The following is a 14,099-nucleotide window of genomic DNA, read 5'->3' as shown; positions in this document are numbered from 1 at the left end:
CTGCTCTGCTGGCGACATTGTTACTGGCAATGTCTTGGACGCCCGCTCCGGCCGAACCGGCCTCCAAGAGCCTTCCGATGTTCCGGGACTGTCCGGACTGTTCGGACATGATCGTGCTTCCGGCCGGCCGGTTCGTCATGGGGTCGCCCGCGACCGAGCAAGGCCGCAAAGACGACGAGAGCCCCCCGACGCAGATCGAGGTCCGGTCCTTCGCGATGGGGCAGACCGATGTGACGCGCCGGCAATGGGCAGCCTTCGTCGCCGACACTCACCGCCCGGACGGCATTGGCTGCGCCTATAGCGGCCTGTCGAAGGGAGAGGCAGGAACAGCGTCCTGGCGTCACCTCGGCTTCGCCCAAAGGGATGATGACCCCGTCGTTTGCGTCAGCTGGTCGGAGGCACAGGCCTATGTCGATTGGCTCAGCCGCAAGATGGGGCGTCCTTACCGGCTCCCCACCGAGGCCGAATGGGAATATGCGGCCAGAGCGGGCTCCGTCACCGCCTACCCGTGGGGTGACGAGCCGTCGCACGATTTCGCGAACTATGGTGCGGATGCCTGCTGCACCGGCGCGACGGGTGGGCGCGATGTCTGGGTGAACACTTCGCCGGTGAAGTCGTTCGCGCCCAACGCCTTCGGCCTTTACGACATGATCGGGAATGCGTGGCAGTGGACCCAGGATTGCTACACGGCCTCGCTTGCCGGACGTCCCAAGGACGCGTCGGCGGTCGACAGTGCGGAGTGCAAGTTCCGGGTCGCACGGGGCGGAACATGGGGGGACACTCCGGCCCTGATCCGGTCGGCAAGCCGCAATTATGCCCCACCGCCAAACCTCGTTGTAACTGAATACAGAAGCGCCGGATTCGGCCTTCGAATAGTCTCGAGCGACGTCGCCCCGAGGTCAGGATCGGCCAAACAATGAAAACGAAGATCCTTCTTGCGGCGGCGTTCTTGGTTTTGGCCACGCCCTCCGCCGGGCAGGCTCAGGCGACGACGCGGCCATGCGGGACGGAAGAGGGCGCTGGTGCCGCGTGCCTGCTGAGCCATAAAGAGCTGCCGGATTTGCCCGCAGGAGAGATCTACTGGCACCTGGACCGATTTCCTTCGAAGGAAATGGCCGAACGGGCAGCCACCGCGACAGGCGCCGTGGTCGAGGCTTTCGGCTCCTACTGGCTTTTCACCATCGCCGACGTGAACTGGCGCGCGCGATGGGGCGATCATGTTGCCAAGATCGGCCCGCTTCCGATCGCGCCCGCCTCAAGCTACGCGGCCGAATATCTTCGCTCCGTCTTTACCCCGGGCATGACGGCCCCCTTACATGTTCATTCGGGTCCAGAGGCATTTTATGCCATCAGCGGCGATACCTGTCTGGAAACGCCTGACGGCGCCCAGATCGGACGTGGGCCGGGCAATAGTCAGATGATCAGGGCTGGCGCCCCGATGCTCCTCATGGCGGTGGGCAAGAGCCCAAGAAACGGTTTCGCGCTCATCCTCCACGATCGTGGCCTTCCGCCGACCACGCTGACGCAGGTATGGCAGCCATCAGGACTCTGTGCTGGCAAGCTGTTGGAAGATCGCGCGCGATAAATGCGCGGAAAGGGCGCCGCAATCTTGTCCTTATGCTCGCGCCGAAGGGGGGCGTTCGTCATCTCAGGCGGAGCTTGGATACCGACGGGATATTGCGATCGGCAGACTGTCCGTGAGTCGCGGCGCCGGTGCCAGCCGACGCGTGCTGCGCAGTCGCAGGCACCTTAATGAAAGTCCGCTTTTGGTAAGCCCTTGGGCGACGCTGAGCGTCCATAACTGGGTCTGGCGGTCTCTGAGGCGAGGAGGGCCATGGCATTGACCCGCGCCATCTTCTCAGACCATTTGGCGATCGATGAGCAAGAGTAAGGGACGCACCGGCGCACACATGCGCGCCAATATACAGCCACCGCCGACGGCCGCCGAACTTGAAGCTGCAAAGCGTGAGGCCGCCCAGATCGAAGGGCGGCTCGCCGGTCTCGCCGCCGCCCATCCGTCCGTGAAAACATGGAAGGCCCGCCTGCGAGCAGCGCAGGCCATCATTGCGAGAGCTCCGCGGGACGAGAATACAATTGGCCGCACAAGCCAACTGCACGAGCGTTCCCTTTCGGAGATGGCCGAGCGCGACTGAATATCTGTTTCTGGGGCCCCCGGCGCGGCGCTCCAGCGATCGAAAGGCGCGATACGGGACCCGACTTAGTGTGCCGCAGCGCTATGCACGCCGATGCCGGTTTCGGAGCGCAGTCGCTGTTCAGGATATGCTGCCTTGTCGATTGCCGCGCGGGGAGACTGGTCGAGACGCGAAATCAGCCAGATGGCAAGGAATGCGGCCGGCACCGAGAAGAGAGCGGGCGAACTGTAGGGGAAAATCGCGTGATCGAAATGAAGCACCGCGATCCAGATGACCGGCGACAAAACGGTGAGAATGAAAGCGCTCAGCAAGCCGATCCCACCGCCCCACGCCGCGCCCCTGGTTGTGCATCCTTTCCACAGGAGTGACATCACCAGCACCGGAAAATTGCCCGACGCGGCGAGCGCGAAGGCCAGGCTGACCATGAAGGCCACGTTTTGCTTCTCGAACACGATACCCAGTACGATCGCCGCGATGCCGAGCAGCACCGTAGTGATACGCGACACGCGCAGTTCCTTTTGAGGGGCGGCGGCGCCTTTTTGGAGCACGCTCGCATAGATGTCGTGTGAGATTGCCGACGCGGCGGACAATGTCAGCCCTGCAACCACGGCCAGGATCGTGGCGAACGCCACCGCAGAGATGAAGCCGAGAAACAGGTTGCCGCCGATAGCGTGGGCCAGATGCATCACGGCCATGTTGTTACCACCGCGCAGCAGGCCGCCAGCATCCACATAATCGGGATTGAACGAGATCATCACGATCGCGCCAAAGCCGAGGATGAACGTGAGAGCATAGAAATAGCCGATCCAGATCGTCGCCCACAGGATAGACTTGCGCGCCTCACGGGCATCCGGGACGGTGAAGAAGCGCATGAGGATATGGGGCAGGCCTGCGGTGCCGAGCATCAACGCGAAGCCGAATGAAAGGGCCGAGATCGGATCCTTGATGAAGCCGCCCGGCCCCATGATCGCGCGGCCCTTGGTAGCCGCATCCGCAGGCGAGAGCCCACTATCCAGCGCGACCTGCGTTTTGACGGCGACGGCGTGCGCGAACAACGCTTCGAACGAGAAGCCGACATGCGCCATCACGCCGAAAACCATCGCTGTCGCGCCGCACAGCAGCATCACTGCTTTAATGATCTGCACCCAAGAGGTCGCGCGCATGCCCCCGAACAGGACATAGACCATCATCAGCCCGCCGACGACGACGATCGCATAGAGATAGGGCAAGCCAAACAGCAGTTGGATAAGCTGGCCCGCACCAACCATCTGCGCGATGAGGTAGAAGGAAACGACCAGCAGCGTGCTGATTGCGGAGAAGCCGCGAACCGGCCCCTGCAGGAATCGGTAGGAGGCGACATCGGCGAAGGTGAAGCGACCGAGGTTGCGTAGTTTCTCGGCGACGAGGAACAGGACGATCGGCCAGCCGACCAGAAAGCCGATCGCGTAGATCAGCCCGTCATAGCCGTCGTTGAAGATCTGCGAGGTGATGCCGAGGAATGACGCCGCCGAGCAATAGTCTCCGGCCATGGCAAGGCCGTTCTGGAACCCGGTGATCCCGCCGCCGGTGTAGAAATCGGAGACGGTGCGCGTCCTTCGCGCCGCCACGCCCGTGATCCAGAGCGTGATGGCGACGAAGCCGGCGAACATCGCGATCGCGGTCCAGTTGGTCGGCTGCCTGGTGATCGCGCCTGTTATCTCCGCATTCGCCCCGGTCGCCCAGCCCAGCAGCGCGACCATGCCTGCCATCGCCAGGAGCCGGCGCGTCATGCTGTCAGCTCCGTCAGCAAAGCGGCAAAACGCGCGTCATATTCGCCGTTGGCGCGCCGGACATAGACCGCGCAGATCGCGATGGTACCGATCAACATCGCCGCGCCCAGCGCGACCGCGATGGTGGTTGTGCCGCCGGCGATGGGCCTGGCCATAAACGGTTTGTCGAACGCGATCAGCGAGATGAAACTGCTATACACAACAACGGTAATAGCGGTCAGCAACCAGGAGAAACGCGTCCGGTCGCGAACCAGTGCGACATACCGCGGGTCCAGGGCGATTTTCGCTTCGAGCGCGCGGTCGGGGGCTTGGGCGTTCGTCATCCCCCCTTCATTGACTGTGGAAGCCTCGATGGCAACGCATCCCCGTTTGCGTCATCCCTATTGCGACCTGCCTTCAAGATTAGCCCTACGACAGGTCGGTGGCAGGGCGACGGGTGACGGCGCTGCTCTCTGAACCAATGTTTGGTTTTCGGGAGCGAAGAGGGCGGCCTGAACGTCCACTTGTGGGTCCTCTTGTCGAAAAGCAGCTCGTCTGATCGCGCCTATCTTGGCCGTGAATATCTAGACGTGATTTCGGCGTAAAGACATGGCCTTACCGCTCAATCGTGTAGGCGCAGCCGATAGCAACGCGTTCAGTTTGGCCGTTCCGGCTCTTGCAATGGCTTGCGCCGTCAGGAGCTTGCACTCGAACTTGAGATGCACAACCCCTCGCGCCTCCCCGATGGTCCACACGCAGACGACCAATATATCGAATTTGGCCGTGTCTAAACGCTCGAAAGCGCGGCGATCCCCCTCTCGACGTTGCCGAATCTCGTAGCGCCGCTCACCGCGCATCGCATCTATCTCGTCTTCCCAGATCTCCGTTGGACGTAGGTTGAGCCGCTTCGTCGCAAAGCGTTCCGCCGCGCATGGAAATGAAGCGCCCGCTGCGCCACTTCGTAGCGCCGCGCGTTCGGATTCACGCTGGCGCCGCCAGTAGGCCTTTCTGAGCTGAGTCATGCCGTTAATCAGCAACAAAAGAATTGCTGCTCCGTAAAGGGACCGACTGATGGCCACCCCAAGGAGCAGCCGATGCCCTTTCCTCTCACCAAAGCGGACCCTTCGCTAAAGCCGTCACTGCTGCAGAGCAGACTAGCCGTCTTCCCCAAAATCGGACAGCTCAGGGCTTCGTAGGCGCGTTCGCGCGACTTACCTCCGTAGTGGCGGTGGCGGAGCCACTGCCGGCTATATCGGTGACGGAGAAGAAGCGCAGCCGGGCGACATTTCCGATCGCCGCTGCCAACCAACCCACAACCACCATGTCCGCTCCCGCCGTGATCATCAGGCGATCCGACAAAGGGCGAGGCGTGCTCGCGCCCCAATGCAGGCGCGCGGCTGCTGCGAAAATGGTGACACAAAGCGCTGCTGCCATTCTGATCGCAACGCCTCGTTGCTCCCGCTCAAAATCGATCGAGGCCGCCATCGGTCGTCCTTCTATCATCGGGGCGAGCCGACCGCAGCAGGATGAACCAACGTCCGGTTTCAGATGACTGCCAAGCGCTGTTCGACGTCCGGTTTCGGATCGCTCCGGCTTCAACGGCCAACGCGATTGCGACGGTCGCTTTTGGACATCCACAGGTAGAACGAAAGAGCGATCGCGGAGGCGACCTGCAGCATCGCCGCGCAGATCCCCAAGGTACTGGGGATCGTTCCGGACATACAACTTGCGAAAAACTGCCCGGCGGCGATGCCGGAAGGCAGCATGGCGCCAGCGATCCCCATGAACCGGGCGCCGCCGTCCATCATCGCGACGGTTCCCAGATAATAGGGGACGAGGAACGACCAGAGAAAGAGGACCGCTGGAGCAGCGATCGCCAACGGCCCGACGACCACCCCTACTAGAGCGATCGCCATCGCCACGGATCCCGTCAGTAAGGGAATGGTCCTGCCAGCGCGGTTTCCGAGGGCAACGGCTGCGGCCGCTCCAGCAATGCCCCCTATTCCTGCCACCGCAAGCGCGGCATTGATCTCGCCGGTCGGCACATTTCTGATCTCACCGATCGACGCGGCCAGGGGCCAAATTGTGCCGAACGCGATGGCGAAGAGGAATATGGCGAGGAGTGCCGGCGCAATGACAAGCAGGCCGCCGAGCGATCCTGGCGTTGGCTCGCGCGAGCTCACCCTTTGCCGGTCGATGGCCAGGATGAAAAAGCCGGTGACCAACTGAAAGGCGGTTATGAGCTGTAAAATTCCGGAGCGCGGATCATGTTGATGTGCCCAGCCGGCGAGAGCCAGAAGAACGGCGGTTACAACCTGATTTGCAAATACGACGACGCCAAAGGCTCGATCCGGTTTGGTGCTTCGACCGAGCACGGCAAGCGCGAGGCCATAAAGGGCACCTTCGCCAAGGCCAGTCGCGCCGCGCGCAACCGCCAGGGCGACAGGGATATTGAGAATCGTGCCCAACTGCCCGGCCAGCATCAGCATCCAGGAAGCGATGGCGAGAACCCGGCCACCGATCCGGCCCAGCAAAAGCGGCGCGGCCATGATCGCGAGCGTCATCGTCACAAATTCGATCGCGACGAGCATGTTCGCGCTACGCAGGGTCTGGCCGAGTTCCGCGACGAGAGCGGTGACGATCACCGGTGTCGTCGCGCCCAATACGCCGGCGGGATTGGTCAACATGCTCACGGCGAGAAGGCTGAGGGCCGCGGACGCTTGTGCTCTCGCACGGCTGTCTTTCATGGCATCATCTCGGCTGCGATGCTCCGAACATGTATTTCGATCACTCGCCGCCGCTCTTTCGACGAACGAGCTGATAAAAGCGATTAGCAGGAAAATCGGCGCCGGCACGAGGCCTATACTGTGACGCCTTCAGAGACTGCATTTATAGCTTGGCTGACGGCGGCCGCGTCACCCGCGAACACCTGCTTGACGAAAAGGACGTCGACCTTCTGCACGTGCGCTGCTTGTGCGAGGAGGCGGTTCATGCGCTCAGCGTCGCGAAAGATGTCGCCGCCCCGGCCGGCGACATGCGCGTCACGCCCGGCGATGTCCGGGAACGCCTCGAAGATCGCGAACTGCGTTTCGGACAGGCGGTAGGCGTACCACGGTCCCGTCGCGGGCTCGTCCTCGACGGCCGCCCGAATCGCGGCGAGCATCCTGATCACCTCCTCCTCGCGGCCGGGCTTCGCCTCGATCAGGATCGAGAAGGCTTTGGGGCCATCGGCGCCGTCTTCGCCGGTCATCCGCACGCCGCAATGTTTGGGGCTGGCATCGTTCATCGAAACTCTCCCGTTCGGCGGGGTCGGCGGCGAACCGCGCGGCCCCGCACAGGTGCGATCAGCGCAGCGCGGCGAGCACGGCATCGGCGAGCGGTGCGCTCGACGCCGGATTCTGCCCGCTGAGCAAATTGCCGTCGGTGACGACGTAAGCGCTCCAGTTCGGACCCTTCTCATAAGCCGCGCCCGATTTGCGCAGCGTATCGGCGAGCAGCCACGGCGCATTGTCGGCGGTGCCCAGTTCCACTTCCTCCTCGTCGCTAAACGCGGTCATGCGGCGCCCGGCGAACAGCCACTTGCCGTCGGCATCCTTTGCCGCGAGCAGGGCGGCCTGGCCGTGGCAGACCGGCGCGATGATCGTGTCGGACGCCTGCGCATCGACCAGCACGCGGCCCATGTCGGCGTCCTTGTAGAGATCCTCGACCGGGCCGTGGCCGCCGGGGATCACCACCGCGTCATAATCGGCGGTGACGACATCGGCGAGCACCAGCGGCCGCGCCAGCCGGTCGGCGATGCTGTCGAGATAGGCGCGGAAATGATCGACATTCTCCTGCCCGACGACAGCGGGGTTCATCGAGTGCGGGTCGATCGTCGGCGCCACGCCGCGCGGCGTGGCAATATCGACGCTGCAGCCGGCGGCGACGAACGTCTCATCCATCACCACGAATTCCTCGGCCCAGACACCACTTGCATATTTGGAGCCGTCCGCGCGGGTCCAGGTGTCGGCGGCGGACAGGACGATCAGGATCTTGCTCATGCTTCGTCTCCTTCAAGACCGCGGCGAGGCCTCTCCTCGTCCGGCCCGACCGATATGGCCGGGAAGGGGCGGCGACGGTTGCCCGAAGCTGGCGAGCTCTTGCCTAATCCTCTGGATCGCCTTCAGTCCGCGCCGGGGATGCGGTACAAGGCGGCCATGCCCCAGCCCCTCCTCGACGCGATCCGACGTTACGCCGAGGTGCATGCAGATCCACTCGGCATCGCCCGCGTACCGATTTCGGGGATGAACCTCGTTCGCACGACGAGCATCGGGGAGTTGCAATACGGTATCCAGCGCCCGCTCATCTGCCTCGTCGTGCAGGGCACTAAGGAGGTGACGATGGGTAGCCGGACTCTTGCCTTCAGCGGCGGCGATTCGATGTTGATCACCGCCGACGTGCCGACCGTGAGCCAGATCAGCCGCGCAAGCCGGATCGTTCCTTATCTCTCCTTCGCGCTCTATCTCGATCCCGCGCTGATCGCGGAGCTGTCGACCGAGATGAAGGCGGTGTCGGTCGATGACGGCGCGCCGCTGACGCTCCAGCCGACCGACGGGGAGGTCGCCGATACCGCGCTCCGGATGGTGCGTCTGCTGGATCGACCCGCCTCGATCCCGATGCTGCAGGCGGCGCTGGTGCGCGAGATGCATTACTGGCTACTCGCCGGTCGGCACGGCCCTGCTATCCGCCATCTCGGCTTTCCGGACAGCCACGCGCGGCGTATCGGGCGCGCGGTAGATGCGATCCGCGCCGATTATGCTGTGGCGCAGCCGGTCGAGAATCTTGCCCGGATCGCGGGCATGAGCGTTTCGACCTTCCACCACCATTTCCGCGCGGTTACCTCGCTCTCGCCGTTGCAATTCCAGAAGCAACTGCGGCTGATCGAGGCGCGGCGCATGATGCTGGCCGAAAGCGCGCACGCCAGCAACGCGGCCTATGCCGTCGGCTACGAAAGCGTGCCCCAGTTCACGCGCGAATATCGCCGCCTGTTCGGCCAGCCACCGGTGCGCGACGTGGAGGCGGCGCGACAGCGGGTCACAGCAGCGTAGGCTTGAGCGCAGAGACACGGTCAGCTGGTTATGATGATCGCACCAATGAATGTCGGAAGTTCGGAATTGAGCACGCGCCTCCGAACGTCCGCTACTGGGTCGTTATCGCCGGTGAAGCTTTGAAATCTCTACGTCCTTGCGCGCCCAATGCGATGCTCCTGATGAACAGCATGCGGAAGTCCGCCTTCAGGCTGAGTGGCGTCGTGGCGCCCCTTCAGTCTTACGGGAAGACCGACGTCGGTAATAAGAAGGTCCGCATTCGGCGCCTCGTTTGAGAGCGCGGTGTTCCCGTCGAACGCCTCGATCACGTTGCAGTCTAGCTTTTCCGCAACCACGAGCAGCACAATGAACGCTCCTATGCTGCGCGTCGTCGCGACGGAAAACGGAAATCTTCATCCACAGGGGCGATAGCACGACGCCGCGAGGAGGACGCAGTCGCTTTGGCCGGGCGATCCAGCAGGATGACGGGGTGGGGTAAGCATTCGCTGAGCATGTCGGCCCAAATGATCGCCAGTTCGCGTCGACGTGGCATGAACGCCGCGCGATTATAGGCGCCCTCGACCTTCTCCTTGGGTACGTGCGCCAGCATCAGGTCGATCACCTTGCGGTCATGATCCTTGCCGTGGCGCTCCGCCCATTCATTCATGATGGTGGAGAAAGCGGCCCGGAAACCCTGTGGCACGTGGTGACCGTGATAGCCGGCGCGGTTGAGGAGATAGCCGATCGCATTCTCGCTCATGGGCCGATGCAGGTGGCGGTTGCTGGGGAAGACGAGGCGACCATCGCCGGACAGGGGCCAGAGCGCCCGCAGCACAGCGATCGCCTGCGGCGTGAGCGGGACGAGATGGTCGCCCTTGATCTCCTCCTTGCGATCGAGATCCCCTTTCATTCGGGTCGCGGGAATCCGCCAGAGCGGCTCGCGGCCGTTCAGATCCTCGAATTCGGCCCACTCGGCACCGCGCAGCTCGTTGGGGCGGACGGCGGTCAGGGCAAGCAGGCGCAGCGCCAGTCGGGTGAGCGGCCGGGCATAATCCTCCTCTGCGGCGATGATCATCTTCTGCAGGGGTTTGAGCTCGGTGATGGCGGGCTGGCGACCCTTGCGCAGGGGCTTGAGCGCCGCACCCAGCTTCTCGGCGGGATCGCTCGTCACGATGCCCTCTGCGATGCCGTAGATGAAGACGGCCGAGATGCGCTGCCGGATGCGCTTGGCGGTCTCGATCGCGCCGCGGCTTTCGACCTCCCGCAGCACCGCCATGATCAGGGGCGGGGTGAGCTGGGCGATCGGGATGGCGCCGATAGCGGGGAGACGTCGCGCTCGAGACTGCGGATGATGTCGTTCTGATGGACGACGGCCCATTGCGACTTTCCGTTCTCATGCCACTCGCGGGCGATGGCCTCGAACGTCTGCTGGGCGGCTTGGCGCACCCGGGCGATCGCGAGTTTCTTGGCGAGCGCGGGGTCGTGGCCCTCCAGCAATTGCTGCTGGGCCTCGTCGCGTTTTGACCGCGCATCCGCCAGCGAGACGCGCGGATAGGCGCCGAAAGACATGCTCTTCTGCTTGCCGAAAAAATAGTAGTTCCAGCGCCACAGCTTGCCGCCGCTGGGGCTGACCAGCAGGAACAGACGGTTGGCGTCGGTGAGTTTATAAGATTTCGGGCGCGGCTTGGCCGCGCGGACCTTTGCATCGGTGAGCACTCTGGTCTCCCCAAAAGTACCACGATTTTTCATCGCAAGTACCACGAAAAAGTACCTCCGAATCGCCTGGACAGGCGTGGACAGGTACGGACGGACGCGGCCGAGTGAGCCAGTTAAGCGTCGGTTTTCGTTGAGGAAAAGTCTAGACCGGTGGACTTTTGTGGACCCCTGCGGAGGGGGCTCTGGCGGAGACGGAGGGATTCGAACCCTCGATACGGTTTCCCGTATGACGCTTTAGCAAAGCGTTGGTTTCAGCCACTCACCCACGTCTCCGGACCGGCGGCAGGCGGGCGCTATAGCGGGCACATTCGCGGGGATCAATGCAGCTCGGCGTTCATCGTGAGGCAATCGGTGAATAGGCTATTTCGGCAGGCATTTTTTTGGGGATAGTGGGATGGTGACGGGGATGAAGCGGCTCGGGGCGATCACGGTGATGGGCTTTGCGGCCATGCCCGCGCTGGCCCAGATGGAGACGATCGATCCCAACCAGGCGGCGTCGCGCGCCGGTCGGCCATCCGCTCAACCGGTTCGGGAGGAGCCCGCGCCCGTCTCCGAGGCTGAGGCGCCCGTCGCGTCCGCTCCACCGCCCGCAGCACCCGCCACCGAGCGGGCGGCGGGGCAGGCTTCGCAGGACGGCGCCTATCAGGAGAATGATGTTCTCGCCGCCGCCGAAGGCGTGTTCGGCAAGGGCGCGGAGGGCCTGGCCGGCGTCATCGAAAAGACGTTCAAGCAATATGGCCGCCCCAACGCCTATATCGCCGGGCGTGAGGCGGGCGGCGCGTTCGTGGCGGGCATCCGCTACGGATCGGGCACGATGTTCCACAAGGTCGAGGGTCAGCGGCCGATCTACTGGACCGGGCCGAGCGTGGGCTTCGATGTCGGCGCGAACGGGGGCAAGACCTTCGTGCTGGTCTACAATCTTTACGACACGCAGGATCTCTACAAGCGCTTCCCGGCGGCCGAGGGCAATGTGTTCGTGATCGGCGGCTTCGCGGCCAGCTATCTGAAGCGCGGCGATGTCGTCATCGTGCCGATCCGGCTGGGCGTGGGTTGGCGGCTGGGCGCCAATGTCGGCTATATGAAGTTCACCGAGAAATCGACCTGGTCGCCTTTCTGAGTATGGCGAGGGGGGCGGGGGATCAGCCCCGCACCCCGATCAGGCTGATCTCGCGGCCATAGCCGGGCTCGCCGCGATGCGTGGCGCGGCGATAGCTGAAGAAGCGGACTTCGTCGGCATAGGTGTCGAGCCCCAGCGCCTCGATCCGGGTGACGCCGGCAGCGGCGATCCGGGCGGCGACATAGCCCTCCAGATCGAACTGCCAGTGGCCGGGGCGCCCGTCCGCGAAGAAGCGTTCGTTTTCGGGATCGTCCTCGCAGAAGCGGATGATGAAGCTCTCGTCCACCTCGTAGGAAGCCCGCGCGATGCAGGGGCCGATCGCGGCGACGATGCGGGAGCGATCGGCACCGATCCGCTCCATCGCGGAGAGGGTGGCGTCGGTGACGCCGCCGAGCGCACCCTTCCAGCCGGCATGTGCCGCGCCGACCACGCCTTCCTCCAGATCCGCGAACAGGATCGGCGCGCAATCGGCGGTGAGGATGCCGAGCAGCAGGCCCGGCGTGCGCGTGACGAGCGCGTCGGCGCGGGGGCGCTCGTCATCGCCAAAGGGTGTGTGGACGATCACCGCGTCGGCGGAATGGACCTGATGGAGGGTGGCGAGGGTGGCGCCGGGCAGCACCGCCTCGACCGCGCGGCGGCGATTCTCGGCGATGGCGGCGCGATCGTCATCCGATCCCAGACCCACGTTCAGCCCGGCATGGATGCCGGTGGAGACACCGCCCTCGCGGCCCAGAAAGGCGTGGGGGAGATCGCCCATCAGGCGGCTGCGGATCGGCTGGGGGAGACTGGTCATGCGCCTGCCTTAGAGCAGCCGGCCACAGGTTTGAATGGCCGGGCGCAGGCGGAAAAACGGGGTGACGCGCGGCGGGGCTGTTCGCACGCGCGGCGACTGCCTAGATGGCGGGAATGGCGACGATCCTGGGGCTGACGCTGCCCGCTACAGCCACGGCCCCGTTCTGCCCCTCCGAAGTGGAGGGCAGCATCGCCGTGCCGCAGGGCGCGCCGCTGCTGCAGCGGCTGGCGCGGTTCGCCGGGCCGGGGCTGCTGGTCGCGGTCGGCTATATGGACCCCGGCAACTGGGCGACCGATATCGCGGCGGGATCGGGCTATGGCTTCGATCTTCTGTTCGTGGTGGCGGCGGCGTCGCTCGCGGCGATCCTGCTGCAATCGCTGGCTTTGCGGGTGGGGCTCGTCTCGGGGCTCGATCTCGCGCAGGCCTGCCGGCAGCGCTACGGCAAGGCGGCCAACCTTACGCTCTGGGCGCTGGCCGAGATCGCGATCCTCGCGACCGACGTGGCCGAGGTGCTGGGCGGGGCGCTGGCGATCAAGTTGCTGTTCGGCCTGCCGCTCTGGCTGGGCATCCTGCTGACGGCGGGCGACATGCTGCTGGTGATCGGCCTGAAGGGGCGCGGCTTCCGGCAGGTGGAGGCGATCGTCGGCGCGCTCGTCGCGACCATCGCGCTGTGCTTTCTTGTCGAGCTGCTGATCGTGCCGCCGGATCCCGCGGCGGTGGCCCACGGGCTGGTGCCCGATCTGGGGCGGCTGTCGCAGCCCGGCGCGCTGGCGATCGCGATCGGGATCATCGGCGCGACGGTGATGCCGCACAATCTGTATCTCCATTCCAGCATCGTCCAGACGCGCTCCGTCGGCACCGCGCCGGGCGAGAAACGCCGGGCGATCCGCATCGCCAATCTGGATTCGGCGGTGGCTCTGGTGATCGCGATGCTGGTGAACGGTGCGATCCTGATGCTGGCGGCGGGTGCTTTCCACGCCAACGGACATGTCGCGGTGACGGGCATCGACGAAGCCTATCGCCTGCTCTCACCGGTGACGGGGGCGGGGGCCGCCGCCCTGCTGTTCGGCATCGCCCTGTTCGCCTCGGGACAGAGCAGCACCTTCACCGGGACGATTGCGGGGCAGGTGGTGCTGGAGGGTTTCCTGAAGCTTTCCATCCCCTGCTGGCAGCGGCGCGTGATCACCCGGATCGCGGCGATCGTGCCGGCCTTGGCGGGTGTGGCCCTGTGGGGCGATGGGGGCGTGGGGCCGATGCTGGTGCTGAGCCAGATCGTGCTGTCGCTGCAATTGCCCTTCGCCATCTGGCCGCTGATCCGGATCGTCTCCGACCGAAGGGTGATGGGATCGCTCGCGGCGCGCTGGCCGAGCGTGGCGCTGGCGTGGTGTCTGTTCGCGATCATCGCCGGGGCGAATATGTGGCTGCTGGTGAGCCTGTTCGGGTGAGGTTCGCGGCTTGATCCCATACCGTTCGTGCTGAGCGAAGTCGAAGCACGGGCTGCAAACG

General features: G+C 64.6%; 16 protein-coding genes and 1 tRNA gene. 6 read left to right on the top strand and 11 right to left on the bottom strand.

Going from position 1 to position 14,099, the window contains the following annotated elements:
* Window positions 1-113: 113 nt before the first annotated feature.
* The 3 genes from HL653_RS21990 to HL653_RS21980 all read left to right on the top strand — a co-directional run bounded on the left by HL653_RS21990 (window position 114) and on the right by HL653_RS21980 (window position 2,153).
* Window positions 114-920, top strand: coding sequence for a formylglycine-generating enzyme family protein (locus HL653_RS21990; RefSeq protein WP_171746383.1), 807 nt, complete (start codon window positions 114-116; stop codon window positions 918-920).
* A complete protein-coding gene (locus HL653_RS21985) occupies window positions 917-1,585 on the top strand; it encodes a hypothetical protein (protein ID WP_171746382.1) in 669 nt (222 codons plus the stop codon). Before HL653_RS21990 ends, HL653_RS21985 begins: the two co-directional genes overlap by 4 nt.
* A gap of 292 nt (window positions 1,586-1,877) precedes the next feature.
* The gene (locus HL653_RS21980) at window positions 1,878-2,153 is read left to right on the top strand and encodes a hypothetical protein (protein WP_171746381.1); all 276 of its coding nucleotides are present in this window, start codon (window positions 1,878-1,880) and stop codon (window positions 2,151-2,153) included.
* A gap of 65 nt (window positions 2,154-2,218) precedes the next feature.
* Here the strand turns inward: HL653_RS21980 and HL653_RS21975 are convergent, their stop codons facing one another.
* The 7 genes from HL653_RS21975 to HL653_RS21945 form a co-directional block, all read right to left on the bottom strand.
* The gene (locus HL653_RS21975) at window positions 2,219-3,922 is read right to left on the bottom strand and encodes a cation acetate symporter (RefSeq protein ID WP_171746380.1); all 1,704 of its coding nucleotides are present in this window, start codon (window positions 3,920-3,922) and stop codon (window positions 2,219-2,221) included.
* Window positions 3,919-4,245 carry a DUF485 domain-containing protein gene (locus HL653_RS21970; RefSeq protein ID WP_171746379.1) on the bottom strand — a complete coding sequence of 109 codons (327 nt, stop codon included), beginning with the start codon at window positions 4,243-4,245 and terminating at the stop codon, window positions 3,919-3,921. Before HL653_RS21970 ends, HL653_RS21975 begins: the two co-directional genes overlap by 4 nt.
* Window positions 4,246-4,485: 240 nt before the next feature.
* Window positions 4,486-4,941 carry a hypothetical protein gene (locus HL653_RS21965; RefSeq protein ID WP_171746378.1) on the bottom strand — a complete coding sequence of 152 codons (456 nt, stop codon included), beginning with the start codon at window positions 4,939-4,941 and terminating at the stop codon, window positions 4,486-4,488.
* Between the two features lie 142 nt (window positions 4,942-5,083).
* Window positions 5,084-5,386, bottom strand: a complete 303-nt coding sequence (locus HL653_RS21960) for a hypothetical protein (RefSeq protein ID WP_171746377.1) — start codon at window positions 5,384-5,386, stop codon at window positions 5,084-5,086.
* A 110-nt stretch (window positions 5,387-5,496) separates the two neighbouring features.
* Entirely contained in the window at window positions 5,497-6,756 is a 1,260-nt protein-coding gene (locus tag HL653_RS21955) for an MFS transporter (RefSeq protein WP_171746376.1), read from the bottom strand.
* Window positions 6,757-6,761: 5 nt separating this feature from the next.
* A complete protein-coding gene (locus HL653_RS21950; protein ID WP_216599917.1) occupies window positions 6,762-7,187 on the bottom strand; it encodes a putative quinol monooxygenase in 426 nt (141 codons plus the stop codon).
* Between the two features lie 58 nt (window positions 7,188-7,245).
* On the bottom strand, window positions 7,246-7,941 hold the full coding sequence (locus HL653_RS21945; protein ID WP_171746375.1) for a type 1 glutamine amidotransferase domain-containing protein: 696 nt from the start codon (window positions 7,939-7,941) through the stop codon (window positions 7,246-7,248).
* 156 nt (window positions 7,942-8,097) lie between these two features.
* On the opposite strand from HL653_RS21945, the gene HL653_RS21940 reads away from it, so the two are divergent.
* Window positions 8,098-8,988: an AraC family transcriptional regulator gene (locus HL653_RS21940; RefSeq protein ID WP_171746374.1), complete on the top strand. Its 891-nt coding sequence runs from the start codon at window positions 8,098-8,100 to the stop codon at window positions 8,986-8,988.
* Window positions 8,989-9,343: 355 nt separating this feature from the next.
* Here HL653_RS21940 and HL653_RS21935 read toward each other — a convergent pair whose 3' ends face one another.
* From HL653_RS21935 to HL653_RS21930, 3 genes are all read right to left on the bottom strand, one after another.
* Window positions 9,344-10,243, bottom strand: a complete 900-nt coding sequence (locus HL653_RS21935) for a tyrosine-type recombinase/integrase (protein WP_367613577.1) — start codon at window positions 10,241-10,243, stop codon at window positions 9,344-9,346.
* Window positions 10,244-10,245: 2 nt separating this feature from the next.
* Window positions 10,246-10,683 (bottom strand): tyrosine-type recombinase/integrase, encoded by a 438-nt coding sequence (locus HL653_RS24710; RefSeq protein ID WP_367613576.1) that lies wholly within the window; start codon window positions 10,681-10,683, stop codon window positions 10,246-10,248.
* Window positions 10,684-10,866: 183 nt separating this feature from the next.
* Window positions 10,867-10,956, bottom strand: a tRNA-Ser gene (locus tag HL653_RS21930).
* A 121-nt stretch (window positions 10,957-11,077) separates the two neighbouring features.
* Between HL653_RS21930 and HL653_RS21925 the strand changes: the two genes are divergently transcribed.
* On the top strand, window positions 11,078-11,800 hold the full coding sequence (locus tag HL653_RS21925) for a DUF1134 domain-containing protein (protein WP_253717273.1): 723 nt from the start codon (window positions 11,078-11,080) through the stop codon (window positions 11,798-11,800).
* A 22-nt stretch (window positions 11,801-11,822) separates the two neighbouring features.
* On the opposite strand, the gene pgeF is transcribed toward HL653_RS21925, so the two are convergent.
* On the bottom strand, window positions 11,823-12,593 hold the full coding sequence (gene pgeF, locus HL653_RS21920; protein ID WP_171746373.1) for a peptidoglycan editing factor PgeF: 771 nt from the start codon (window positions 12,591-12,593) through the stop codon (window positions 11,823-11,825).
* 113 nt (window positions 12,594-12,706) lie between these two features.
* Here pgeF and HL653_RS21915 point away from each other — a divergent pair, with 113 nt between their 5' ends.
* Window positions 12,707-14,038 (top strand): Nramp family divalent metal transporter, encoded by a 1,332-nt coding sequence (locus HL653_RS21915; RefSeq protein WP_171746372.1) that lies wholly within the window; start codon window positions 12,707-12,709, stop codon window positions 14,036-14,038.
* Window positions 14,039-14,099 lie beyond the last annotated feature (61 nt).

This window comes from Sphingomonas sp. AP4-R1 (genome assembly GCF_013113735.1).
Lineage (GTDB): Bacteria > Pseudomonadota > Alphaproteobacteria > Sphingomonadales > Sphingomonadaceae > Sphingomonas_I.
Note: the sequence above shows the minus strand (reverse complement) of the source record. Positions and strands in the feature narration are given on the sequence as shown.